This window comes from Streptomyces sp. R21, assembly GCF_041051975.1.
GTDB lineage: Bacteria > Actinomycetota > Actinomycetes > Streptomycetales > Streptomycetaceae > Streptomyces.
This window is the reverse complement of the sequence record NZ_CP163435.1, coordinates 9,846,611-9,870,157: the sequence shown is the minus strand read 5'-3', so window position 1 is coordinate 9,870,157 and position 23,547 is coordinate 9,846,611. Positions and strand designations below refer to the sequence as shown.

At 68.9% G+C, this 23,547-nt stretch carries 14 protein-coding genes; 8 read left to right on the top strand and 6 right to left on the bottom strand.

The window, feature by feature from the left end; all coding sequences use genetic code 11:
* Positions 1 to 43: 43 nt before the first annotated feature.
* Positions 44 to 1,054, bottom strand: a complete 1,011-nt coding sequence (locus AB5J56_RS44210) for a DUF6215 domain-containing protein (RefSeq protein WP_369242049.1) — start codon at positions 1,052 to 1,054, stop codon at positions 44 to 46.
* A gap of 621 nt (positions 1,055 to 1,675) precedes the next feature.
* On the opposite strand from AB5J56_RS44210, the gene AB5J56_RS44205 reads away from it, so the two are divergent.
* The 4 genes from AB5J56_RS44205 (at position 1,676) to AB5J56_RS44190 (ending at position 7,759) form a co-directional block, all read left to right on the top strand.
* Positions 1,676 to 3,058 (top strand): ricin-type beta-trefoil lectin domain protein, encoded by a 1,383-nt coding sequence (locus AB5J56_RS44205; protein WP_369242047.1) that lies wholly within the window; start codon positions 1,676 to 1,678, stop codon positions 3,056 to 3,058.
* 105 nt (positions 3,059 to 3,163) lie between these two features.
* Positions 3,164 to 5,317, top strand: coding sequence for an RICIN domain-containing protein (locus AB5J56_RS44200; protein ID WP_369243155.1), 2,154 nt, complete (start codon positions 3,164 to 3,166; stop codon positions 5,315 to 5,317).
* Positions 5,318 to 5,340: 23 nt separating this feature from the next.
* On the top strand, positions 5,341 to 6,633 hold the full coding sequence (locus AB5J56_RS44195; protein WP_369242045.1) for a ThuA domain-containing protein: 1,293 nt from the start codon (positions 5,341 to 5,343) through the stop codon (positions 6,631 to 6,633).
* 187 nt (positions 6,634 to 6,820) lie between these two features.
* Entirely contained in the window at positions 6,821 to 7,759 is a 939-nt protein-coding gene (locus tag AB5J56_RS44190; RefSeq protein ID WP_369242043.1) for an Ig-like domain-containing protein, read from the top strand.
* A gap of 89 nt (positions 7,760 to 7,848) precedes the next feature.
* Here the strand turns inward: AB5J56_RS44190 and AB5J56_RS44185 are convergent, their stop codons facing one another.
* The 3 genes from AB5J56_RS44185 to AB5J56_RS44175 form a co-directional block, all read right to left on the bottom strand.
* Positions 7,849 to 8,718, bottom strand: coding sequence for an endonuclease/exonuclease/phosphatase family protein (locus AB5J56_RS44185; RefSeq protein ID WP_369242041.1), 870 nt, complete (start codon positions 8,716 to 8,718; stop codon positions 7,849 to 7,851).
* A gap of 110 nt (positions 8,719 to 8,828) precedes the next feature.
* A complete protein-coding gene (locus AB5J56_RS44180; RefSeq protein WP_369242039.1) occupies positions 8,829 to 9,557 on the bottom strand; it encodes a hypothetical protein in 729 nt (242 codons plus the stop codon).
* Positions 9,558 to 9,873: 316 nt separating this feature from the next.
* Entirely contained in the window at positions 9,874 to 11,928 is a 2,055-nt protein-coding gene (locus AB5J56_RS44175; RefSeq protein ID WP_369242037.1) for an alpha-L-fucosidase, read from the bottom strand.
* Positions 11,929 to 12,777: 849 nt separating this feature from the next.
* Here AB5J56_RS44175 and AB5J56_RS44170 point away from each other — a divergent pair.
* A complete protein-coding gene (locus AB5J56_RS44170; RefSeq protein WP_369242036.1) occupies positions 12,778 to 15,117 on the top strand; it encodes an alpha-L-fucosidase in 2,340 nt (779 codons plus the stop codon).
* Positions 15,118 to 15,209: 92 nt separating this feature from the next.
* On the opposite strand, the gene sigJ is transcribed toward AB5J56_RS44170, so the two are convergent.
* Positions 15,210 to 16,148: an RNA polymerase sigma factor SigJ gene (gene sigJ / locus AB5J56_RS44165; protein ID WP_369242035.1), complete on the bottom strand. Its 939-nt coding sequence runs from the start codon at positions 16,146 to 16,148 to the stop codon at positions 15,210 to 15,212.
* Between the two features lie 149 nt (positions 16,149 to 16,297).
* Between sigJ and AB5J56_RS44160 the strand changes: the two genes are divergently transcribed.
* From AB5J56_RS44160 to AB5J56_RS44150, 3 genes are all read left to right on the top strand, one after another.
* Positions 16,298 to 17,398, top strand: a complete 1,101-nt coding sequence (locus AB5J56_RS44160) for an LUD domain-containing protein (protein WP_369242033.1) — start codon at positions 16,298 to 16,300, stop codon at positions 17,396 to 17,398.
* Positions 17,399 to 17,901: 503 nt separating this feature from the next.
* Positions 17,902 to 18,573, top strand: a complete 672-nt coding sequence (locus AB5J56_RS44155; RefSeq protein WP_369242031.1) for a hypothetical protein — start codon at positions 17,902 to 17,904, stop codon at positions 18,571 to 18,573.
* A 301-nt stretch (positions 18,574 to 18,874) separates the two neighbouring features.
* On the top strand, positions 18,875 to 21,121 hold the full coding sequence (locus AB5J56_RS44150) for a tetratricopeptide repeat protein (protein WP_369242029.1): 2,247 nt from the start codon (positions 18,875 to 18,877) through the stop codon (positions 21,119 to 21,121).
* Positions 21,122 to 21,280: 159 nt separating this feature from the next.
* On the opposite strand, the gene AB5J56_RS44145 is transcribed toward AB5J56_RS44150, so the two are convergent.
* A complete protein-coding gene (locus AB5J56_RS44145) occupies positions 21,281 to 23,317 on the bottom strand; it encodes a calcium-binding protein (protein ID WP_369242027.1) in 2,037 nt (678 codons plus the stop codon).
* Between the last annotated feature and the right edge of the window lie 230 nt (positions 23,318 to 23,547).

Below are 23,547 nucleotides of genomic sequence, written 5' to 3'. Positions count from 1 at the left end.
GCGACGCCCAAGACGCCGCAGGTCACCACAGGTTGTGGACGTCTCATCGGGCGGGCCGTTCGGGGATCCTCGGAAGAACCTTCTCGGCGATGTCGAGGAGAACGCTGTCGTCCGGGATGGCTCCGGACTTGCTCCACACCGTGATCTCGCAGTAGCCGCCCCGGTCATGACGGTCCAGGGCCATGGACAGCGTCCTGGCCAGAGGACCTTCCTCGACCGGTCCGCCGGATCCGCCACTCCCGAGATTGATCTCGATCTTCATGGTGTGATCCGAGGAGAAAACCGCGGGCCGACCGAGAGCCGTAAGCGTCTTGACGTCCCGCTCGTCCCCGTACTTCATCAGCTTCACGTACTGGTCGATCGACAACTCGTTGTAAGTGGCCGACACATTCACGGTGTACGTGTCGAACGCGACCTCGGCCTCTGGTGCGGCAACCTTCCCATCAGTCAGGGGAGCCGTGTTGCTGGTGCCGGAGGCAGTCGACGCGGTCTCTGCAGGCGTTCCAAGGAGCTTGGCCAGGTCCGGCCGGTTGAGTGCCTTGCACAGCTCTTCACCGGTCACAGCCTTGGGCTTCTGCTTGTAGGCCTTCGGCAGTTCCTCGTGTGTCCCGTCCGAACACGAGGCGGCCTGCGGGGTGCTGTCGTCGGACGGCATCACGTGTGGGGCCACCCACACTGTGGCCGCGAGTGCCCCGAACAGGGCCACGGCCGCGAGGGCCTGACCCCAATGGTTGGGCTCCTTCTCCCGAATGTCCGGGACGGGACGCGGCGCGGTTGCGGCCTGGGCCTGCGCCTGCGCCTGATGAGCAGCGTCTACCGCCGCCTCGTCTGCGGAGGCCGTCGGACTCGGGTTCCGGCGTGCGCGCAGGGCCCGGACCACCACGTAGACGCGTATTGCGGTGAACACGAGGAACACCACGCCTAGACCGGCCGCGACCCGATCGTGATCGCGGACGGCGAGATACATGATGCGAACGCCGAGAACCGAGCCGACCGCGATGAGCAGGGGCTCGCGGACCCAGAACGGCAGGAGGCGGAGGAAGAAACCGAGCATCCGGTGATCTCATCAGTACAAGACCATCTTCGCCGTGGTGGAAGCCACAATTCCGGTCACGTTCAAGGCCTGCCGAGGCAAGAGACGCCCAGCGTGAGGAAGTGCCCCACGACAGCCTCGACCGCCAAGGCCTTCTCCAGCCTCGTCGGGCCGGTGGCCGGAAAGCCCCGCCGGGGACGCGTTGAGCGCCGAGGGAGTCACCGCACGAGTCACACACACCTGCGGCTCCCGACCGTTTAACAAGTGAAAGGCGTTCCCTGGCGCCCGGGTCGTTCGCAGCGCTACCCGGGGCGCTTCAGGACACCGGCTGGCCGCCAAGCCACTCGGCGGTCCGGGAGCGGGACGGTTGCGACAGGCACCGTACGGGGCACCCTCCTGCGCTCCTGAATCCGTCCCGTCGCACGACGGGACACCGTCGCAGCATCAGCCCCCGAAAGCGGTCGGCCTCTTCAACTCCTACTGCCCGCATGCCAATTCCGGCGTCTTCGTGCTTCATCTCTTGACGTGTCTGGTTCAGACCTTTAGGTTCACCGATCACCAACCTCCACGCATGCGCTCGACGTTCACCCATATGAACGCACCTCCCCCACCATCGGCCACTCGTGAAGGGCTGTGACCCCCATGGCCAAACGCCCCCGTACGCGTTCCACCACGCTGCGCGTCACCCTCTCGACCGCGGTACTGACTCTCTCGGCCGGCGCTCTCACCGTGTCACCCGCGACGGCCGCCACCGGCACCATCACCGGACTCGGCGGCAGGTGCCTCGATGTGGCCGGAGCCAGTTCCGTCAACGGCACGGCCGTTCAGATCTACGACTGCAACGGCACCGCCGCCCAGCAGTGGACCGTCAACTCCGACGGGACCGTCCGGGCGCTGGGCAAGTGCCTCGACGCCACCGGCAACGCGACCGCGAACGGCACCAGGCTCCAGCTGTGGGACTGTTCGGGCGGCGCGAACCAGAAGTGGACGCTCAGCACGGCGCGGGACATCGTGAACCCGCAGTCCGACAAGTGCATGGACGTCACCGGCAACACCTCAGCCAACGGCACCGCCGTACAGCTCTGGAGCTGTACCGGCGCCGCCAACCAGAAGTGGAACAGCCCGACTTCCGGCGGCCCGGCCCCGGCCGCGCCGATGGCGGTCGCCCCGTACCTCTACAACGGCTGGGGCAGCCCGCCCGACCCCTCCACCATCATGAACGCCACCGGCGTCAAGTGGTTCACCCTCGCCTTCGTCCTGAGCAACGGGTACTGCAACCCGCAGTGGGACGGCAGCCGCCCGCTGACCGGCGGCGTCGACCAGCGGACCGTCACCACCGTGCGGGCCGGCGGCGGCGACATCATCCCCTCCTTCGGCGGCTACAGCGGCAACAAGCTGGAGAGTTCCTGCTCCAGCGCGGGCGAACTCGCGGCGGCCTACCAGAAGGTCATCAACGCCTACGGTCTCAAGGCCATCGACATCGACCTGGAGGCCGACGCCTACAGCAACGGCACGGTTCAGCAGCGCACCGTGGACGCGCTGAAGACCGTGAAGACCAACAACCCGGGCCTGAAGGTGTACGTCACCATCGGCACAGACCAGAGCGGGCCCGACACCAGCCTCATCCAGCGTGCCGCGACGGCCGGGCTGAGCGTCGACAGCTGGACCATCATGCCGTTCGACTTCGGCGGCGCCGGCCAGAACATGGGAACGCTCACGCTGCGGGCGGCCGAAGGGCTCAAGACGGCCCTCAAGAGCGCGTACGGCTACAGCGACGACCAGGCCTACCGAGGCATGGGCATCTCCTCCATGAACGGCATCACCGACGCCAACGAGACCGTCACCCCCGCCGACTTCCAGACCATCCTCGGCTACGCGCAGCAACACCACCTGGCCCGGCTGACGTTCTGGTCGGCCAACCGCGACCGCCCCTGCCCCGGCAGCTACCCGAACGACGACACCTGCTCGGGCGTGGCGCAGAGCCCCTGGCAGTTCACCGGCATCTTCGCCAAGTACACCGGCTGAGGCCACGGTCGCCCCTTCCACCCCCCACCCCCAGGAGAAACCGTGTCCAGAGCGACGCGAGAACCCGGCCGCGGCCGGACAACGAGACTGCTCAGCGTGTTCGCCCTGGTGGCGACCGCCGTAACGGGCGCGGCGAGCGCCGCACCGGCGGGGGCCGCGACCACGGCCGTGGCCCTGCCGACCGCCTGGGCCACGGTCGTCAACGCCGCAAGCGGCAAGTGCGTCGACGCCCGCGCCGCGGGGACCGCCGACGGCACCGTCGTCCAGCAGTACGCCTGCAACACCAGCCAGGCCCAGCAGTGGCAGTTCAAGGACACCTCGGGCGGATACGTCCAGGCCGGCAGCCGCGCCGACGCCACGAAGGCCTGGGACGTCACCGACGTGTCGAGCGCCGACGGCGCGGGCGTGCAGCTGTGGACGTACAGCGGCGGCAGCAACCAGCAGTGGCAGGCCGTGGCCGAGTCGGGCGGCACCTACCGCTTCGTGAACCGCAACAGCGGCAAGTGCCTCGACGTGCCGGGCGCGTCGACCGCCGACAGCGTGCAGCTCCAGCAGTACACCTGCAACGGCAGCCAGGCCCAGTCCTTCTACGTCAATCCGGTCGACGCGCCGCAGCCGCCGGGCACCCCCGACCTCGGCCCGAACGTCACGGTCTTCGACCCTTCGACCCCCGCCGCGACGGTCCAGAGCAGCCTGAACGCGGCCTTCGCCCAGCAGGAGACCAATCAGTTCGGGACGGCCCGCAAAGCCTTCCTCTTCAAACCGGGCACGTACAGCGCCGACGCCAACGTCGGCTTCTACACCCAGGTCGCGGGCCTGGGACTGTCGCCCGACGACGTGAACATCCGCGGCGCGGTGCACGCGGAGGCGGACTGGTTCCAGGGCAACGCCACGCAGAACTTCTGGCGGTCGGCCGAGAACCTGTCCGTGACCCCGGCATCCGGAACCGACCGCTGGGCGGTGTCGCAGGCGGCCCCGTACCGGCGTATGCACCTGCGCGGCAACCTCCAGCTGGACGACGGCGGCTGGTCCAGCGGCGGCTACATGGCCGACACCAAGATCGACGGACAGGTCAGGTCGGGATCGCAGCAACAGTGGCTGTCCCGCAACACCGAGTGGTCGAGCTGGACCGGCTCCAACTGGAACATGGTGTTCGTCGGCGCCAAGAACGCCCCGGCGAACAGCTTCCCGAACCCGCCCTACACCACAGTCGCCCAAACGCCGATCAGCCGCGAAAAGCCCTTCCTGTACGTCGATTCAGCCGGCGCCTACAAGGTGTTCGTACCCTCGACGCGCTCCAGCTCCAGCGGCACCTCGTGGAGTTCGGGCACACCCGCGGGTACGTCTCTGCCGCTCTCCGACTTCTTCGTCGTCAAGCCGGGTGCCACGGCCGCGCAGATGAACGACGCGCTCGCCGCGGGCAAACACCTGCTGGTCACCCCGGGCGTCTACCACCTCAGCCAGACGCTCAAGGTCACTCGCGCCGACACCGTGGTCCTCGGTCTCGGTCTCGCCACGCTGATCCCGGACAACGGCATCACCGCGATGCAGGTCGCCGACGTGGACGGCGTCCAGCTGGCCGGCCTGCTGATCGACGCGGGCACCACCAACTCCGCACAGCTGGTGGAACTGGGACCCAACGGCTCCTCGGCGGACCACAGCGCCGACCCGAGTTCGCTGCACGACGTGTTCTTCCGGGTCGGCGGCGCGGGCGTCGGCAAGGCGGCCACGAGTCTGACGATCAACAGTGACGACGTCATCGGCGACCACCTGTGGATCTGGCGCGCCGACCACGGCAGCGGGGTCGGCTGGACCAGCAACACCGCCGACACCGGACTCGTCGTCAACGGCGACGACGTCACCATGTACGGCCTGTTCGTCGAGCACTACCAAAAGCACCAGACCGTCTGGAACGGCAACGGCGGCCGCACGTACTTCTACCAGAACGAGATGCCCTACGACCCGCCCAACCAGGCCGCCTGGATGAACGGCTCCACACAGGGCTACGCCGCCTACAAGGTCGCGAACTCGGTGACCAGCCACCAGGTGTACGGCTTCGGCAGCTACTGCTACTTCAACGTCAACCCGGCGGTCACCGCCGAGCACGCCATCGAGGCACCGAACACCGCGAACGTCCGCTTCACGGACATGGTGACCGTCTCCCTGGGCGGTACCGGCACCATCCGGCACGTCGTCAACGACCGGGGCGGTCCCTCCAACTCCGCCACCAACGTGGCCAACCTGGTCAGCTACCCGTGAACCGCACCGAAGGGACCGATCCCTTGAGACACGCGACCGCATCCGCACCGGCGCGCACGGCACTGCGGCTCCTGCTCCTGCTGGCCACACTGCTCGGCCTGTCCGTGCCCCCAGCCCACGCGGCCCCCGCGGCCGCCCCGTTCAAAGTGCTGGCGCTCTACAGCGGCACCTGGGACGCCGCGCACATCGACTTCGTCAAGGAGGCCAACGACTGGTTCCCCCAGCAGGCCGCCGCGAACGGGTTCACCTACACGGCCAGCAACAACTGGGACCTGCTGAGCAACGGCGGAGTCAACGGCTACCAGGTCGTCCTGTTCCTCGACGACCTGCCGCAGACCGCCGCCCAGCGCACGGGCTTCGAGCAGTACATGCGCAGCGGCGGCGCCTGGATGGGCTTCCACGTCGCCGCCTTCACGACCGAGGCGAGCAGCTGGCCCTGGTACCACAACCAGTTCCTCGGCAGCGGCAACTTCAGCACCAACACCTGGGGGCCGACGTCGGCGACGCTCAGGGTCGAGGACCGCACCCACGCCTCGACCCGGAACCTGCCGGCCACCTTCACCTCGTCGGTCAGCGAGTGGTACAGCTGGACGAACGACCTGCGGCAGAACCCGAACATCAAGATCCTTGCGTCGGTCGACCCCAGCAGCTTCCCGCTCGGCACCGACCCCAACCAGTCCTGGTACAGCGGCTACTACCCGATCCTGTGGACCAACACGCAGTACAAGATGCTGTACGCGAACTTCGGCCACAACGCGATGAACTACTCGACCAACACGCGTCTGTCCTCGACGTTCGCCAGTGCGACGCAGAACCGGTTCCTGCTGGACGGGCTGAAGTGGCTCGGCGGCGCGGACACCACCACGCCTCCGGCCGGAGGTATCTCCGAGACCTCCTGGTATGCGCTGACCAGTCAGGCGAACGGCACCTGCGTGGACACCCGGTCCGCGGCCACGGCGAACGGGACCGCGATCCAGCAGTACACCTGCAACGGCACACAGGCACAGCAGTTCCAGTTCCGTGCCACGGACGGCGGCTACAGCCGCCTCACCGCCCGCGGCAACCCACAGCAGGTCATCGACGTCACCGACCGCTCCACGGCCGACAACGCGCCGCTGCAGCTGTGGAGTTGGTCAAGCGGCACCAACCAGCAGTGGCAGCCCGTGCAGGAGACCAGCGGGCGCTACCACTTCATCGCCCGGCACAGCGGAAAGTGCCTGAGCACGGCCGCCACCGCGACGAACAGTCTCCAGCTGACCCAGCGGACCTGCGACGACTCCCCGGCACAGAGCTTCACGCTCACCGCACATCCCTGACCGCCGCCCCGATCCGGCCCGGCGGTGCGCACTGAGTTTTGGGACACGTTTTACGCGCCGCATGCAACCGCGCCCCGGGCCCTCGCCGTCTGACAGCGAGGGCCCCTCAGGGCCGTGGAGCGAGAGAGCGGAGCAGATCGTGGAACGGCGCAGGCGCAGTATAGGGATCGCATTCGTCACGGCCGCGATGCTGGTGGGTGCGAGCGCCTGCGGCGGAGGCGGCAGCGACAGCAGCACAGGCAAGGCGAGCGGAGACGACGCAAAGGCGCATACGAATGCCTCGCCCACGCCGACGAAGCCCGCGGGCCCCCCGATGCTGCTGGACACGATCACACCGCAGACCGGAACGACGGTCGGCGTGGCCATGCCGATCTCGGTGATCTTCACCAACCCGGTGGCGACCAAGGCGCGGGGCACGGTCGAGAAGCACCTGAAGGTGAGCGCCTCGCAGCAGGTCGCCGGAGCCTGGCACTGGATGGGCGACAAACGCGCCGACTGGCGGCCCAAGACGTACTGGCCCTCCGGCACGAAGGTGAAGATCGACGCCGACCTGAAGGGCGTCAGCAACGGCAACGGCCGCTATGGCGTGCACGGCTATACGCACACCTTCACCATCGGCGACGACGTGCGCGCGGACGTCTCGGTGACCGGCCACACCATGAAGGTGACCCGCAACGGCCAGGCCGTACGCACCCTGTCGATCAACGCAGGCAGCGCCGAGTACCCGACGTGGAACGGCACGATGGCCGTCATCGACAAGGAGGAGAAGGTCCACATGACCTCCTGCAGCGTCGGCATCAGCTGCGACAAGGGCAGCCCCAACTACTACGACCTGACGCTGCCCTGGGACGTCCACCTGACCCAGTCCGGCACGTATGTGCACTACTCGACCGGCGACCCCAACCCGGGCAGTGGCAGCGCCCGCGGCTCACACGGCTGCGTCCACCTGTCCATGTCGGACGCCAAGTGGTTCTACGGCCAGGTCAAGCAGGGCGACCCGGTCACCGTCACCGGCTCCCCCCGCGCCAAGGCCTCGGCCGACAACGGCTACGCCGCCTTCAACATGACATGGGACCAGTGGCTCGCCGGCAGCGCGTCCGGCCAGCAGACGACCACGACACTGTGACGCGCTGCGGGGGCGGCGCCCGGTCACCACATCGGTGATGTGAGCCGCGGCCCTTCGGGCCTGATGGGACACGCGTTTCTATCCGAACGCTAAGTCGCGTCCAGGTCGGTGTACAGCAGGTGGTGGTCCGAGTACGGGCTGGGATGCACACGGTGCACGAGCGGGGCGATGCCTCGCAGGAAGACGTAGTCGAACTTGCTGTGCCAGTCGGTGGTCGGCTCGCAGGCGCCGGCGGGCGAGGGACGGCACTGCGGATCCGTGTCCGCGGCCAGCGCCCAGATCCCCCTGAGTTCGGGGGCTTCCGGCACGGCATTGAAGTCGCCGAGTACGATCGCGCGATCGTACTCGGCGACTTCTGCGGCGAGTACGCCGATCTGGCCTGCTCGGACTGCTTCTTGACGTCGTTGGGCGAGGTGGGTGTTGAAGACGCGGACCGGCCGACCGCCCACCATGGTGGTGACCGCCATGTACCCGCGGTCTTCGGATCCACCGACGGGATATTCCACGCTCACGCGGTCGGTCATCGGTGCCGCCGAGAGGATCGCCTGACCGAAGGCCCCTGGCCGCCACGGCAATCCGCCGCAGCGGCCCCAACTCCTCAGCACCGTCCCGTACTCGACGCGGTATGCCAGCCCGTAGAAGTGCTCCAGATAGTCCCGGATCTTCTCGACGTCACGCACGCACGCCTCTTGAAGGCCGATGACCTGGGGCGCATACGTGGCAATCTCCGCCGCCCGGCCAAGATTGTGCCCGCTTTCAGTGCAGGGATTACAGATGTTCCACGTCATGACCCGGTTCGCTACGACGCCCTTGGCGGCGTCGGCCGGCAGCGGCTTGGCGATGAGAGCACCGTTTGGTGCGCTGGAGCCGAGGAGCACCATGCAGACCGCGGCCAGGGCACCCGCGAGCAGCCGCGTACCCCGTCTGATCACCAAAGCCTCCTCAGAGTGAATGCACATGGTATGACAGCGACTTCGGCGCCGAACCGGGCACTCGCCTCGGCCTCCGCGGACGGGCGGTCGAGCACGGCACCGCGGTCCGGCGGGGCCAGGGCGCCGGAGGAAAGGGCTCAGCCGACTCCGTCGCCGGGCGACACCCGGTGTACCTCCAGCTCCGGGGCGGCCAGCAGCTCCGCGATCAACTCCTCGGACCCTCCGATGTAGGTGCTGACCAGATCCACGTCACCGCCCAGGCACCAGGCGCGGTCCTGCGGCCACCACAGATCGGGCAGCTCGGCGAACTCGTCCAGGCACACCGGCGAGACGGCATCCTCCAGCGCTCCACAGAGCAGCACCTCGTCCCGGCCGGGAGTCTCAAAGGAAGGCACCCGGTCGAAGTCCCATCGGCCGTAGCCGTTCCACAGCCCGAACCAGCAACGCTCGGGGTTCTGCGTGTGCCGGGCCAAAACGGGGATCAAGGCCCGGGCGACTCCGGGCGGGGTAGGCCCCTCCGCAGGATGCTCGTCCCAGACACCGGGCAGGCCGTACTCAGCAGCGTTGTGATAGTTCCGGTCCACCCCGATCAGCTCGTGCCAGTTTGTGCCCGGCGCGACCACACGCCCGTACGCGGCACCTACCGTCGACCAGCGCACCGGCCGCTCCCCCAGCGACGCCGGATGCAACACCCGCACGTAGGCGGCGAACCCTGGCGCGGTGACACCCGCCACCGTGGCGAAGTCACCGCTTCCAGGAGCACGCTCGGTCAGCCAGCGGGCCGGGCCGAGATCGCCGGTCTGTACGCGCAGGCGTCCATATCGTGCGGGAGCGGGATCTCGCTGCACGAGTCGATAACTGTCCATCCGCCGAGTCTGCCTGATCCGCCTCGCTCAACGAGGAGCGTCGGCTGGTCGCCGCGCTGCGCGCGTACAGCGGACGACCGGGCTTCGTGGTGGCGCCCGTTCGCGCCGAAGGCCAGCTGGACCCGGGCACCCCCCGTCCCCGTAGCCACACCGTCGAAGGAACCGTCATGAGGCTCGCCCGACTTGTTCCACGTCGTGGAAGTCACGGATCCCGCCGAGTCAACGTGTACGACGGCGCCGGTACCGCTGCGGGCGCCTACCGGCTCGTAAGCGCCCGTCGACGAAGACTTCAGGCATGCCACCGGGGTGGCACCTGTCAGCCGACCGGGCTGAACGTCCACAGCAGGTTGGCGCTCTGCTGCCACGTCCACTGCTTGGCCACGGACCCTGCGGCGACCATGCCGCCGCCGTCGAGGACCAGTCCCGTGCTGCGGTTGGCGATCGAGTACCGGCCGTTGCCGCGGTCGGTGATCTGCCACTGCTGGTTGGTGCCGCCGTTCCAGGGGCCCTGCCGGGCCGGGTCGCCGTTGTTGGTAGCCCCCCAGCCGTCGGCGGCCAGGCCGTTGGTGCGATTGACGAGCCTGTAGTAGCCGTTTCCGAGTTCGATTGCCTGCCACTGGACATTGGCGTTGTCCACCGGCTCCCACTGCTTCAGGTTCGAGCCGCTGCTGAAACTGCCGCCGCTGTCCAGCACCAGGCCGCTCGTGGCGTTGCCGAGACGGAAGTACGTGGCCGGGTTGAACGTCACCTTCAGCGAGGCGATGGCGTCGTTGTTACCGGTCGTCCGAAGGTCGGCGGCGTTCGAGGTGAACGTCCAGGCGGTGCCGGTGAAGTTGTCGCCGGAGTAGCCCGTGATCTGGTAGCCGTGGGGCACCAGAATGGAGGAGGCCTGGGCGGGCCCCAGACCGGCGGCGGACAGCTGAGAGGAGGTGTAGCTGCCCAGCGGCAGAGCGGCGCGGGTGCCTTGGTAGCCGACGTTCTGGAACACCGTCGGTGAGACCCTCGTGGGCATGCCCTGGACCTCGACGCACACCACGGAGAGGTCGGCGTTCGGCGCCGTGGCCGGCACGGTGACGTTGATCTGGTCGGTGACGGTGTACGAGAGCGAGACCGACGGGTTGTTCAACAGATAGACGCGGCTGATCGTGTTGTCGATCATCGGGATCTGCAGCTGTCCGTTCGTCGGCCAGGTGAAGACATGGGCGAAGAGCTTGCCGCTCTTCTTGGTGACCTTTCCCCATGCGGGGTCGCTGAGGAACGGGCTGCCGCCGGTGCCGTGAACGCTGTCGCTGTACGTCGTCATCCATGAGGCCAGGCCGTTCAGGACGGTCTGGGACCCGGCGGTGACCGAGCCATCGCCCTTGGGGCCGATGTTCAGCAGGAGGTTGCCGTCCCGGGACACCACCGTGACGAGCTCTTGGAGGACGTCCTTGACGGATCTGTAGGTGTTCTCCTTCGACGCGTTGTAACCCCAGGCGTCGTTCACGCTGGCGCACCGCTCCCACTGTCGGCCCATCGGCTCGGCGGGTATCCCGAACTCCGCGACGTCGTAGTCGGCGAGACGGTGGCCCCGCTTGACCCGTTCGTTGACGATGAGGCCGGGCTTGCGGGAGATCAGCCAGCTGTAGAGATCGGCGCCGTCCGCTTCCAGCCACCAGTCCTGCAGGGTGGCGCTGGACGGCTCGTTGAACCAGTCGCCGTCGAACCACAGCAGTGCCGGGTCGTAGCGGTCCAGCAGTTCCTGAAGCTGCGCCTTCATGTCGGCGATATAGCCCGTGCGGGCGGTCATCGACGACATCGTCGTGAGGCCGTTGTCGTGGCGGTCGGTCTGGGACGGGTGGTTCCAGTCGAGGATCGAGTAGTACAGGCAGAACTTGACCCCGCGGCTCTCGCACTCGGTCTTGAGTTGCATGAGCGGGTCGGTCTGGAATCCCTTGAAGTCGTGCAGGTTGTACAGCTTGGTGCCGGTGGTGTCGGTGAAGCCGGGGACATTGGAGTCCCACATCGCGTAGCCCTCGTGGTGCTTGGCGGTGATCACGAGGTACTTCATGCCGGCGTTCTTGGCCAGCTCGGCGATCTGGGCGGCGTTGAACTGGGTCGGGTTGAAGTTCTGGGTGACCTGGGTCTGGTAGTTCGCCTTGGTCCACTGCGAGTTGGTGAACGCCCACTCGCCCTGGCCGAGCTGGGAGTACGACCCGAAGTGGATGAACATCCCGAACCGGGCCTGGTACCACCAGTCCATCTTCGAGGGGACGGTGTACGCCTCGGCGACGGAGGGCCACAAGACCTGCGGCAGCCCGAAGGCCGCCACTCCTCCGGCAAGGGCGGCGGCCTTCATCAGAGAGCGCCTGCTGAGGGAGGCAGAGGACATGGTGCGACTCCATGTGTCATGGGGGGGGTGACAGGGCGTTGGGAGCGGAACGCCGGCATGGCGGTGGCGCTCCGCGTCGCCCCAGAGAAGACATCGGATGGATTTATAGGAGAACGACGATGGTCGCGTCTATAGCTGGGACGAGATTGCCCCAAAGTGGGGAGAGTCACCGGGGATTACTGGGGTGTGTTGAGCTCGAAGGATCTCGCACTCGTCGAGCGGAGCGTGATACATCGGATCTCTTGGGCTCTTCTTTCCGATCAGGCCAGCCATCCAAAACGTCGCTGTGGTACTGGAGCCGACGCAGGTGATCATGGCAACCGGGTCGGCCCCGGTGCGGCGGGCGCCGTCATCGAGAAACCGGCCTCGTCTTCGAAGACGCGCCAGGCGCCGAGCGCCGCGGCGCGCTTCCACGTGTGGCCAGGCCTCCTTCAGCCGACCTCGATCACGCCGCCGCCCCGCGCCTGAACCACCGCTCCGGCGGCGTCGGCGCGCCAGGTTTCGTTGGGCACGGTGAGGGAGCGGCCTGCCCGAGCGCACCGGCGGACGGAGAAGCCCGAACGCGAAAACCGGCACTCGCACGCCTCGCCCTCCCCTCGATACATCCCATGTCCAGATCGGCCATAGAGCACCGATCGGGCATTTATGGGGCAGATTTCAGAGATTCGTGTCGCAAGGCTAGACAGAAGCAACGGTCGTGCCCGTTAATCCATCCGATGTATCAGTGGAGCGAGCGGATGGTCCGAGCCCCCGCAGGCCCCCGGACCTACCTGCCGAACCGCGCTGCCGCCTTGCCCGCGGTCACCGACTCCGGGCGGGGTTCCGACGATGCGAACAGGACGAACCACAGTGCCGGAATCCATCTCCCGCAGATCAGTTCTCGCCGGTATCGCGGCCATGACGGTGGCGGCCACGACCGGCTCCTTAGCGGTGGCGACACCCGCGTACGCGGCGACGGCCGCCATCCCCCTGCCGCTGCTTCCCCTGCGGATCCCCAAGGTCGACCTGGGCCTGGAGCAGCAGCCGGATTCGAAGGTCCAGTGGCTGCAGGACGCCAAGTTGGGGATGTTCATCCACTGGGGGCCGTACGCGGGCCCGGCCAAGGGCGAGTGGTGGATGCACAATGCGCCCATCACGCCGGCGAACTACCAGAAGTACGTCACCGACGCCACCGGTGAGCAGTTCACCGCGGACGCCTACGACCCGGCGGCCTGGGCGCAGTTGGCGAAGGACTTCGGGGCGAAGTACACGACGTTGACCACGCGTCACCACGACGGGTTCGCGCTGTGGCCGCTGAACCATCCCAACGCCTGGAGCTCCGGGCAGGCACCGCTGAAGCGTGACTTCGTCAAGGACTACGTGGCGGCGGTGCGGGCGGCCGGGCTGAAAGTGGGCCTGTACTACTCGCCCATCGACTGGCGCTACCCCGGCTACTACGACGTCACCGGCACCAACTGCGCGGCCAACCCTTGGGGTTACACCACCGATCCGGCGCACAAGGAGAACGCGCGGATCATGAAGACCGAGGTGTACGAGTCGATCAAGGAGCTGGTCACCCAGTACGGCGTGATCGACGACCTGTGGTGGGACGGCGGCTGGGTCGCGGAGAAGGGGAGCGACGCGGACGGCGCGTTCTTCTGGGAGCCCGGCCAGTTCCGCGACGGCGCCAACCAGTGGCCGGTGGACGCCACATACGGCGATACCGACGCCGGTGGCAAGCCGCTGGGACTGATGGGCATGGTCCGCAAGCACCAGCCCGACATCGTCGCCACCTCACGCTCCGGCTGGATGGGCGACTACGACAGCGAAGAGGGCTCCTCGGTGCCGACCGGCGCCATCCGTACCGGCAAGGTCACCGAGAAGGTCTTCACTGTCGGCTCCAGCTGGGGCTACAACTCCGATGCCAAGGTGATGAGTTACGGCACCGCCATGAACGTCCTGGTCAACTGCTGGATCCGCAACATGACGGTCATGGTCAACGTGGGCCCGGACCGGCATGGCACGGTCCCCACCGCCCAGGCGGGCCTGCTGCGCCAGATCGGCACCTTCATGACCGCCTGCGGCCAGTCCATCTACGGCACCCGCGGCGGGCCGTGGAACCCGCTCGACGGCCAGTACGGCTTCACGTACAAGGACAACACCTTCTACAGCCACCTGCTGCCCGGCTACAGCGGCACCACCTTCACCACCCCGTCGATCGGGGACGCCCAGGTCACGCGAGTCTTCGATGTCCGCTCCGGTGCCAACCTGACGTACTCGGTCGCCGGCGACGGCCGGATCACGATCAACGGCATCGACCGCAGCACCCACCCGCAGGACAGCGTCGTCGGCGTCACACTGGACCGCCCCGTGCAGCCGGCCGACATCGCCGCCGGCAGGACGGTCACCGCCGACAGCGAGGAGACCTCCAAGGGCAACACCGCGAGCAAGGCCGTCGACGGGTCCACCGCGACCCGCTGGTGCGCGGTGAACGGCAGCACAGGTCACTGGCTGAAGGTCGACCTCGGCTCGACCCGCTCCCTGACCGGCACCCGTATCGCCTGGGAGCTGGACAAGACCAACTACCGGTACAAGATCGAGGGCTCCACCGACAACAGCACATGGACCGCGCTCGTCGACAACACCACTACCACCAGCACGAGTCAGGTCCAGACGGCCGTTTCCCAGACCCAGGCGCGATACGTCCGCGTCACCGTCACTGGGCTGCCCGCCGGAGTGTACGCGTCGATCCGCAACCTGGAGGTCTACGACCGGCCCTTCACCGCGGACCTGGGCACCTACAAGGTGATCAACCGCAACAGCGGCAAAGCACTGGACGTCAGCAACGCCTCGACCGCCGACGGCGCCACGCTCATCCAGTGGCCCTATGGCGGCGGGACGAACCAGCAGTGGAACCTCCTGCCGAACACCGACGGATCGTTCCGGCTGGCCAACGTCAAGAGCGGCAAGCTTCTGCAGAGCCCCGACAGCACCCAGGGAGCAACCCTGGCCCAGGCATCCGACAACGGCGGTGACAACCAGTGGTGGAAGCTGGTCCCCTCGGCCACCAGCGGCTACCACCGGCTCATCAACGTCCGCACAGGTTGGTGCGCCGACGTCAAGGACGCCTCCACCGCCGACGGCACCAACGTCATCCAATGGCCCGACGCAGGCGGCGCCAACCAGGACTGGCAGATCGTCAGCCTCTGACCGGCGGCCTACGAGCCTGTGCCTGACCGGCGAAACGGGGTCACGTCCTGCCGGGAGACGTGACCCCGTTCCCGGTGTGCGGGCCGCACTCCTCACCAGATCCGCCAGGGACGGAGCTTCTCGGGGTTTCGCACCGCCCAGATATGCCTGATCCGGTCGCCCGCGATCTCGAATGCGAACACGGTCGCGAGCTTGCCGTCCTGCCGCGCCACCAAGCCGGGCAGGCCGTTGACCGTGCACTCCAGGAACGTGGTGCGGTCACCCGTCACGCGGGCGATCTCGGCGTAGGCGCGTGCGATCTGCTCACTGCCCACGATCGGGTGCAGGTGGGTGACGGCCAGCCCGCCGCCGTCGGCGGTCGCGATGGCATCGGGGTCGAGCAGGCCGATCAACGCGTCGATGTCCTTGGCCTGCCACGCCGTCTTGAACTGCCTGACGATGCCGGCCTGCCCGGCAATCGGGCCCGCCGGGGTCTGCGCGGTGCGGATGCGACGGCGGGCGGAAGAGGCCAGTTGGCGGCACGCAGCCGGCGTACGGCCGACGATCTCGGCGACCTCGCCGAAGGGGTAGCGGAAGACGTCGTGCAGGACGAAGGCGACGCGCTCGGCCGGAGTCATCGCATCGAGGACGACCAGAAAGGCCATCGTCACCGACTCGTCGAGGGTGACCCGTTCGGCCGGGTCGGTCCCCACGACGCCGGAGCCCCCGGTGATCCAGTCCGTGGGTTCGGGCAGAGGCTCCGGGATCCATTCGCCCACGTACGTCTCCCGCCTGACCCGCGCCGAGCCGAGCAGGCTCAGACAGATACGGCTGGCGACCGTCATCAGCCAGGCGCCGGGCGACTCGATGGCCTGCTGCTCCCGCGCGGACATGGCGTACCAGCGGGCGTAGGTCTCCTGCACGACGTCCTCGGCGTCGGCGAGGGACCCGAGGAGTCGATAGCCGAGGTTGATCAGCCGGCGCCGCTCGCTCATGATCGCGTTGAGGCTCGGATCGCTCTGATCGTCGCCGGGCTCGGCTCCGGTGGTCATGGTCTGGCCGTCTCCCCTGCTCGCGTCTGTGCCTCTACCCCCACGACAAGACAGCGCACCGGAATGTGAGGCCGACGCGTCGCCTCACATTCCGCAGGGCTGCGTTGTCGTAACGGTGAGTACGAAAACCTGATGAAGAGGGGACTTCGATGAACGACTTCCAGGCCATCGCGGACCGCGTCGAGATCGAGGCACTGCGCGGCGAGTTCACCGACGCGGCGATGATGCGCGACCGCCGCCGCCTGGCGTCGCTGTTCACGCCGGACGGCGCCCTGCGCATGCCCAACATCCCCGCCGAGCAGGTCGGCCGCGAGGAGATCATTGCCGGGGGCGAGCAACTGCAGAGCCAGTGGGACTTCTTCGTGCAGACCACACACCCCGGCACGATCCTGCTCGACGGCGACACCGCGACAGGCCGCGCCTACATCCAGGAGCTCGCGCGCGCCCTCGACGGACGCCAGGGTCTGAACTACGCCGTCTACCACGACCGTTACCAGCGCACCGAGGAGGGCTGGAAGTTCGCCGAGCGGGTGTACGAGGTCAGGTACCTCGACACCTCCCCGCTGGCGGGCACAGCGCCCCACGCCGCGCAGCCCACCGGGACCAACCCGGCACACACTGCGGCCACCCCGGCTCCGGCAGCATCCTTCGACGCCCCGGCATCGGCCGAACGACTGGAGCGGACAGCTGCCGCGCTGCGGGCGAGCGGCTTCGCCGCCGAGATCCTCGACGACGCCGCAGAAGCGCGCGTCCGCATCAAGGACCTGGTCCCCGAGGGCTCCAGCGTGTTCACCGGAGCCAGCGAGACCCTCCGGCTGTCGGGCATCGACGAGGACATCAACGCCGGCGGCCAGTACGACGCCATCAGGCCGCGCGTCCTGGCCATCGACCGTGCCACCGGCGCCGACGAGATCCGAAGGCTGGTCGCCAGCCCCGATTTCGTCGTCAACAGCGTTGCCGCGGTCACCGAGACCGGCTCGCTCGTTCTCGCCTCGGGCAGCGGCAGCCAGATTCCCGCCAACGCGGGCGGCGCCGCCCACGCGGTCTGGATCGTCGGCGCGCAGAAGGTGGTGCCCGACCTGAGCACAGCCCTGCGCCGCGTCGAGGAGCACGCCCTTCCGCTGGAGAACGCCCGCGCCCAGGCGGTCTACGGGATGCCCAGCGCCATCAACCGCCTGCTCATCCTCAACGCGGAACCCCGCCCAGGGCGCGGCACCGTGCTGCTTCTCCGAGAAGCCATCGGATACTGATCCGGCCCGCGCCGAGCAGACCGCCACTCTTTGACGCGACACCAGGGGGCAACCAGAAGACGGGGGCTGACGGACCGGGTCAGCGGTTCGCCGTTGACGTGTCCGCCCGTGACGTACGTCCGCCCCTGGTGGCCCGGCTCGGTCAGCACCGCCCACCTGAGCGACTCCGGGCCCCGCCAAGTCACCCTCCACGGCCTCGATCCCTTCGGAGATCGCGGCCCGTGCGACATCACGGGTGAATCCTCTCGACAGCCCGGCAGACGCGCCCACTTCACTCGCCCGACCCGGTTCGAGTCAGGGTCCCTGGGCGGCCGCAAGCACTCACTATTGAGTGAGAGCACCAGCACGTGAAGGGCCCACGCGAGGGGGCAGGACCACCGGCTCGGCGCCATCGAAGCAGGGTTGAGCCGCCCAACGGTCTGGATTTCACCGGATCTTGGCCGGATGATGCGGGTACGATCCGCCCTCAACAACACATCGCGTCCTCAGGAGAGGCAGCCGCCATGCCCAAGGTCCCGCAAGAAACACACGAATCGACCGAACTCCAGGCGCAGTACGCCGCCCAGGTGGCCGCGGACCTCGAGCGCAACAACAAGGAGCAAGACCGTCTCAGCGCCGAACTCACCGCGCTCCAGGCACAGTTGCAGGCCCTGCAGCAGGACCAGTCCCTCCTGGTGAGCGTCCAGCAGGCTCTGGACCACACCGGCCCCGCCGCCCCAGCGCCACAGGACCCGAGCCAGGCGGCCACCGTGCCCGCGCCCCGGCCCGCATCCGCCGCGGCCAAGCCGGCCCGGCGCAAGAAGGCCGCCACACCGAAACCGACAACCAAGAAGACCGCCACCGGGAAAGCCGCCACCGGCAAGGCCGTTGCCGAGAAGCCGGAGGGTACGGCGGCTGCGCAGCCCACCCTCGGCACCCTCATCCACGAACTCCTCAGCGGCCAGAGCGAGCCCCGCTCCGCCGCGGAAATCACCACCGCGCTCGCCCAGGCCCACCCCGAGCGCGGCATCAAGACCACCGTCGTACGCACCACCGTGGAAGGACTGGTCGCCAAGGGCCGCGCGGAGCGCACCAAGCAGGGCACCTCCGTCTTCTACACCACGACCCACTCCGCCACGCAAACCGCTCCTGAAACTGCCGCCGCGCCGACCGGATCGGAAAGCGTCGCGGAATAGAACGCCACCGGGTCCGCCCGCGTCCCCCGACGTCCGCAGTGTCGGAAGCCGAAACCCGCCGACGAGCGACAGCCACATCGAACCCAACGACCACCCCCGACCCAAGGCCACAGGACCTGTGCCGCAGGGCCGGGGGCCCGAGCCGTCACCCCGGCCGGCGGTGGTCGGCGGTGGCACAGGATCCCGCCCAGTCGTCCTGCCCGTGGCGGAGGGCGGGCGTAACGGCTTTGCCATGGGCCGTAGTTGAGAGTTCGCGGGTGGGTATGGTCCCCATGCCGTTTGGCCGGGATGGGGGCGGATCGTGGAACGCAGGCAGTCCCTGGAGAGCAACGCGGACGCGGGCAGTGTCGGCGGAGACAGGTTCGATTTTCGCCGCAGCACGTTCCATGGCCCTGTCGTGGGCAAGCTCGTCGAGAACAATCACTACGCACGCCCGTCGCCGGCTTCGTGGCCACATCAGGTCGGAACCGTCCCCCCGCGGGCGGCCGGTTTCCAGGACCGAGCCGAGGTCGCCCGTCTGGCTGCGGCGCTCGGCCGCGACAATGCCGGGCCGGTCGTCCAGGCCGCACCGGCGGGGGTGGTGGTGGGTCTGGGCGGAGTCGGCAAAACCCAGCTCGCCGCGGACTACGCCCGTACCGCCTGGCAGGCCGGTGACCTGGACGTACTGGTATGGATCACCGCGACCACTGCCGCCGGCATCATCACCGGCTACGCGCAGGCCGCCGCCGAGCTGCTCGGCGCCGACCCGGCCGACCCCTCACGGGCTGCCACCGCATTCCTGGCCTGGCTGGAGCCCAAGGCGGGGCAGCGCCCCTGCCGTTGGCTGGTGGTCGTGGACGACGTAGCCGACCCGGCGGACCTCACCGGCCTGTGGCCCCCGCTCAGCCCCACTGGCCGGACCCTGGTCACCACCCGCCGCCAGGAAGCCGCCCTGACCACCGGCCGTCACCTCATCCTCGTCGGCGTCTTCACCCCCGCTGAATCCCTCGCCTACCTCACCAACGCCCTACGCCCGGTCACCGCGCCGGCCGGGCAACTCGCCGCCCTCGCCCACGACCTCGGACACCTGCCACTGGCCCTCTCCCAGGCCGCCGCCTACCTCACCGACACCGGCACCCCGGCAGCCGACTACCGGCAGCTGCTGGCCGACCGCACCACCGCGCTTCGCGACGCCGCGCCTGCGGCCCTGCCCGACGGGCAAGCCCGGGCGGTCGCCGCCACCTGGTCCCTGTCCATCGCACACGCCGACCGCCTGCGCCCGGCAGGGCTGGCCCGCCCTCTGCTCCAGCTCGCCGCCTTCCTCGACGCCAACGGCATCCCCGAACCCGTCCTCACCAGCCTCCCCGCCCGCACCTACCTCGCCCATCACCGCACCCGCCTCGACGCGCCGGGCCCGTCGGCCGGCGCACCGGCCCACCATGAGGTGGCGGAGCGCGATGCCCGCACGGCCCTGAGCGCGCTGCGCCGACTCAGCCTCATCGAGCACACCCCCACCACGCCCCAGACCGCGGTCCGTGTCCACCAGCTCGTCCAGCGCGCGGTCCGCGACACGCTCACCCCCGACCAGCGCGACCAAACCGCCCGCACCGCCGCCGATGCCCTCAGGGCCGCCTGGCCCGAGATCGAACGCGATACCGCCCTCGCCCAGGCCCTGCGCGCCAACACCAACGCCCTGACTCACCACGCCGAAGACGCCCTGTACCGGCCACACGCCCATGCCGTGCTGTACCGCCTCGGCGAAAGCCTCGGTTACAGCGGCCAGGTGGACAACGCCACCACCCACTTCCAGCACCTGGTGAACCGCACCAACCGCCACCTCGGCCCCAACCACCCCGACAACCTCGTCGCCCGCAGGGATCTGGCCTGGTGGCAGCTGGCGGCGGGAGACGCGGGCGGTGCTGTCGCCGCGTACACCGAACTACTGGCCGACCAACTGCGCGTGCTGGGCGCGGACCACCCCGACACCCTGAGCACCCGGCATGGCTTCGCCTACTGCCGAGGCGTCGCAGGAGATGCGGACGGTGCCGCAGACGCCTATGCCCAACTGCTGCCGGACCGGGCGCGGGTCCTCGGCGAGAATCACCGTGACACCCTCACCACCCGCCGTCAGCTGGCCCACTGGCGGGGAGAGGCGGGAGACGCGGCCGGTGCCGTTGCCGCGCACGCCGAACTGCTGGCCGACCAACTGCGCGTGCTGGGCGCGGACCACCGCAGCACACTGACCAACCGCCTCAACCTGGCCCGGTGGCGGGAGGAGGCGGGCGACGGGGCCGGCGCCGCCGCCGCGTACGCCGACCTGCTCCCGGACCTGGTACGCATCCTGGGCGAAGACCACCAATACACCCTGCATACCCGCTACCAGCTGGCCTGGCGGCAGGGTGAATCGGGAAATGCGGCGGGCGCCGCGGCCGCGTACGCCGATCTGCTGCAGGACCTGGTGCGAGTGCTGGGCGAAGACCACCCCGACACCCTCGCCGCCCGGCACCAGCTCGCCGAGTGGCAGGAGACGCTGGGCGAGTCAGCTGTTGATCAGTCGACCGATCCCTGAACAGGATCGTGGCCACGAGGCGTCTGGGACGGTGTGCGCGGTTCAACTGCGCCCCCAGCAGACTCTGTTGAGCCTCGGCAAGAGAGGTGAGCGCGGCGTGACGACGCCGGGCCCCGCACGTCGTGGTGCGGGGCCCGTGTCGCATGCGTACCGTGCGGGTCAGGGACAGCTGATGCGGATGTCGCCCGAGTCCGTCGTGCAGGTGTCCGTGTTGTAGCCGCCGTTGGCGGTGTCGTTGCCGGAGACGTTGTCGACGGTGTTGAGGTTGTCGGTGCCGTAGTTGCCGATCAGGTTGTCGTTGCCGGGGCCCCCGTTGAGGGTGTCGTTGCCGTATCCACCATCGAGGCGGTCGTTGCCGTATCCACCGTGGACGGTGTCGTTGCCGTAGCTCGCGTCGACGGTGTCGTCGCCTCCGAGGGCGCAGATCACGTCGTTGTTGTAGGTGCCGGTGATGGTGTCGTTGCCGCTGGTGCCGATGCGGGTGCAGCCGCGGGCGTTGTTGACCGTCGTGGTCGCCGTGGCGGCGTTGTTGCCCGCGTTCGGGTCGCTCGGCGTGGCGGTGACCGCGGCCCGGTTGGTGAGGGTGCCGGTGGCCCGGGGCTCGGCGGCGACCGTCACCGTGGCGGTGGCTCCGGGGGCGAGGGTGCCCAGGGAACAGCTCGCGCCGGTGGCGGTGTTGGTGCAGGTCCCCGAGGTGGTGGTCGCCGAGACGACCGAGGCGGCGACGCCGCTGATGGTGTCGGACAGGGAGACATTGGTGGCGGCGGTCGTGGTGCTGGTGTTGGTCACCCGCACCGTGTAGGAGGGCCGGTCACCGATGCTGACCGTGGTGGGACCGGACTTCGTCACCGACAGATCCACGCCGACCGGTGGCGGCGGCGTGCTCCCGCCACCCTGGAAACGGGCCAGGGCGAAGCCGCTGTCCGGTCCACCCCGGCCAGCCGCGACGATCTTGCCGTCGGGCTGGAGGGCCACTCCACCGGCGGCGTCGCTGCCACCGAAGTCCGCGGTCGCGGCGCCTGCGGTGCCGAAGCCGCTGTCCGGGCTGCCGTCGGAGTTGTAGCGCTGGACCTGGAAGTCGCCGTTGCCGCCGACGACGACGATCCGACCGTCGGCCGGCTGAAGCCGCATGTCCGCAGCGCCGCTGTTGGAGTTGAGGACCTTTCCGTCACCGTCGAAGCTCGGGTCCAGGGCACCGCTCGTGGTGTAGCGGGCCAGCGCGACCCGGCCGTCACTGGCGCCGGCGGCGACGATCCTGCCGTCGGACTGGACGGCCAGCGCCTCCACGGACTCGTAGGCACCGAAGTCGGTACGCTCGATGCCGTCGCCGCTGAAGCTCGTGTCCAGGGTGCCGTTCGCGGTGTAGCGCAGCAGGACGAAGTCGAAGCGGGTCGTCCCGACCTCGCCCCCGACCACGATCTTTCCGTCGGGCTGGAGCGCCAGGGTGCGCCCGTCGCCGCCCTCCTCCGGCAGATCGGGCGCCGGGTCGTTGCTCACCTGGCCGTCGCCGCCGCCGAAACTCGTGTCCGGGGAGCCGTCCGCGTTGTAGCGGGCCACCGCGACCGAGCCGCCGGTAGTACCGGCGGCCACGATCTTGCCGTCGGGCTGCACCGCCACGTCCTGGGCCTCGTCCGGGCTGCCGAAGTCGGTGAACACCCTGCCGTCGCCGCCGAAGCTCGAGTCCAGCGTGCCGTCGGTGTTGTAGCGGGCCACCGTGAACCAGCAGCAGTTCTCGGACCCGCGCCAGCTGCTGCCCGCCACGACGATCTTGCCGTCGGACTGCAGCGCCACGGCGTGGGCCTCGCTCCACTGGAGGTCCGGGTCCATGTTGTTGACGGCGGTCGTCACCGTGCCACCGTCGCCGAAGCTGGTGTCCGGGGTTCCGTCGGGGTTGTGGCGGGTCAGCGCGAAGCGGCTCTCCACCGCGGAGTAGTCGGCGGAGGAGCCGACGGAGACGATCTTTCCGTCGGACTGCACCGCCACGTCGTTGGCCTGATCGTCGTCGGCGAGGCGGGTGAGCACCTTGCCGTCGCCGCTGAAGGTGGGATCCAGGTCCCCCGGGGCCGCGGCCGCGATGCCGGGAAGGGTCACGACGAGTGCCAGGACAGTCGCCGCGACCGTGCCGGCCCGGGCCAGGAAGGACCGCCGGGGTTCGCTGTGTCGACGCCGCGTCGGTCGCACATGAGCTGTGAGCATGTGCGACAGCCTTCCGCCGGACGCGCACACCAGCGGCCGCCACCAGCGGCGTTGCACTCACCGGACGCAGAAAATCCATCCCAGCGGGTGAGCGCGGGCAGCACTGTCCCGTACGCCGGGGGGTGTGGGCCACGGTTCACGGGGTGGTGGTGCCGCCGCACGGGTGGCCCATGACGACCACAGGTCGGGGCTCCCCTGGAGGCCGGTCGTGAGGGTTCTTGAGGCCACTC

What these genes read in the sequence shown, in the direction of transcription:
- AB5J56_RS44205 (WP_369242047.1), top strand. Translation starts at nt 1,676, where the DNA reads ATGGCCAAACGCCCCCGTACGCGTTCCACCACGCTGCGCGTCACCCTC.
- sigJ (WP_369242035.1), bottom strand. Translation starts at nt 16,148, where the DNA reads ATGACCACCGGAGCCGAGCCCGGCGACGATCAGAGCGATCCGAGCCTC.
- AB5J56_RS44180 (WP_369242039.1), bottom strand. Translation starts at nt 9,557, where the DNA reads ATGGACAGTTATCGACTCGTGCAGCGAGATCCCGCTCCCGCACGATAT.
- AB5J56_RS44175 (WP_369242037.1), bottom strand. Translation starts at nt 11,928, where the DNA reads ATGTCCTCTGCCTCCCTCAGCAGGCGCTCTCTGATGAAGGCCGCCGCC.
- AB5J56_RS44185 (WP_369242041.1), bottom strand. Translation starts at nt 8,718, where the DNA reads ATGTGCATTCACTCTGAGGAGGCTTTGGTGATCAGACGGGGTACGCGG.
- AB5J56_RS44190 (WP_369242043.1), top strand. Translation starts at nt 6,821, where the DNA reads ATGCTGGTGGGTGCGAGCGCCTGCGGCGGAGGCGGCAGCGACAGCAGC.
- AB5J56_RS44160 (WP_369242033.1), top strand. Translation starts at nt 16,298, where the DNA reads ATGAACGACTTCCAGGCCATCGCGGACCGCGTCGAGATCGAGGCACTG.
- AB5J56_RS44210 (WP_369242049.1), bottom strand. Translation starts at nt 1,054, where the DNA reads ATGCTCGGTTTCTTCCTCCGCCTCCTGCCGTTCTGGGTCCGCGAGCCC.
- AB5J56_RS44155 (WP_369242031.1), top strand. Translation starts at nt 17,902, where the DNA reads ATGCCCAAGGTCCCGCAAGAAACACACGAATCGACCGAACTCCAGGCG.
- AB5J56_RS44145 (WP_369242027.1), bottom strand. Translation starts at nt 23,317, where the DNA reads ATGCTCACAGCTCATGTGCGACCGACGCGGCGTCGACACAGCGAACCC.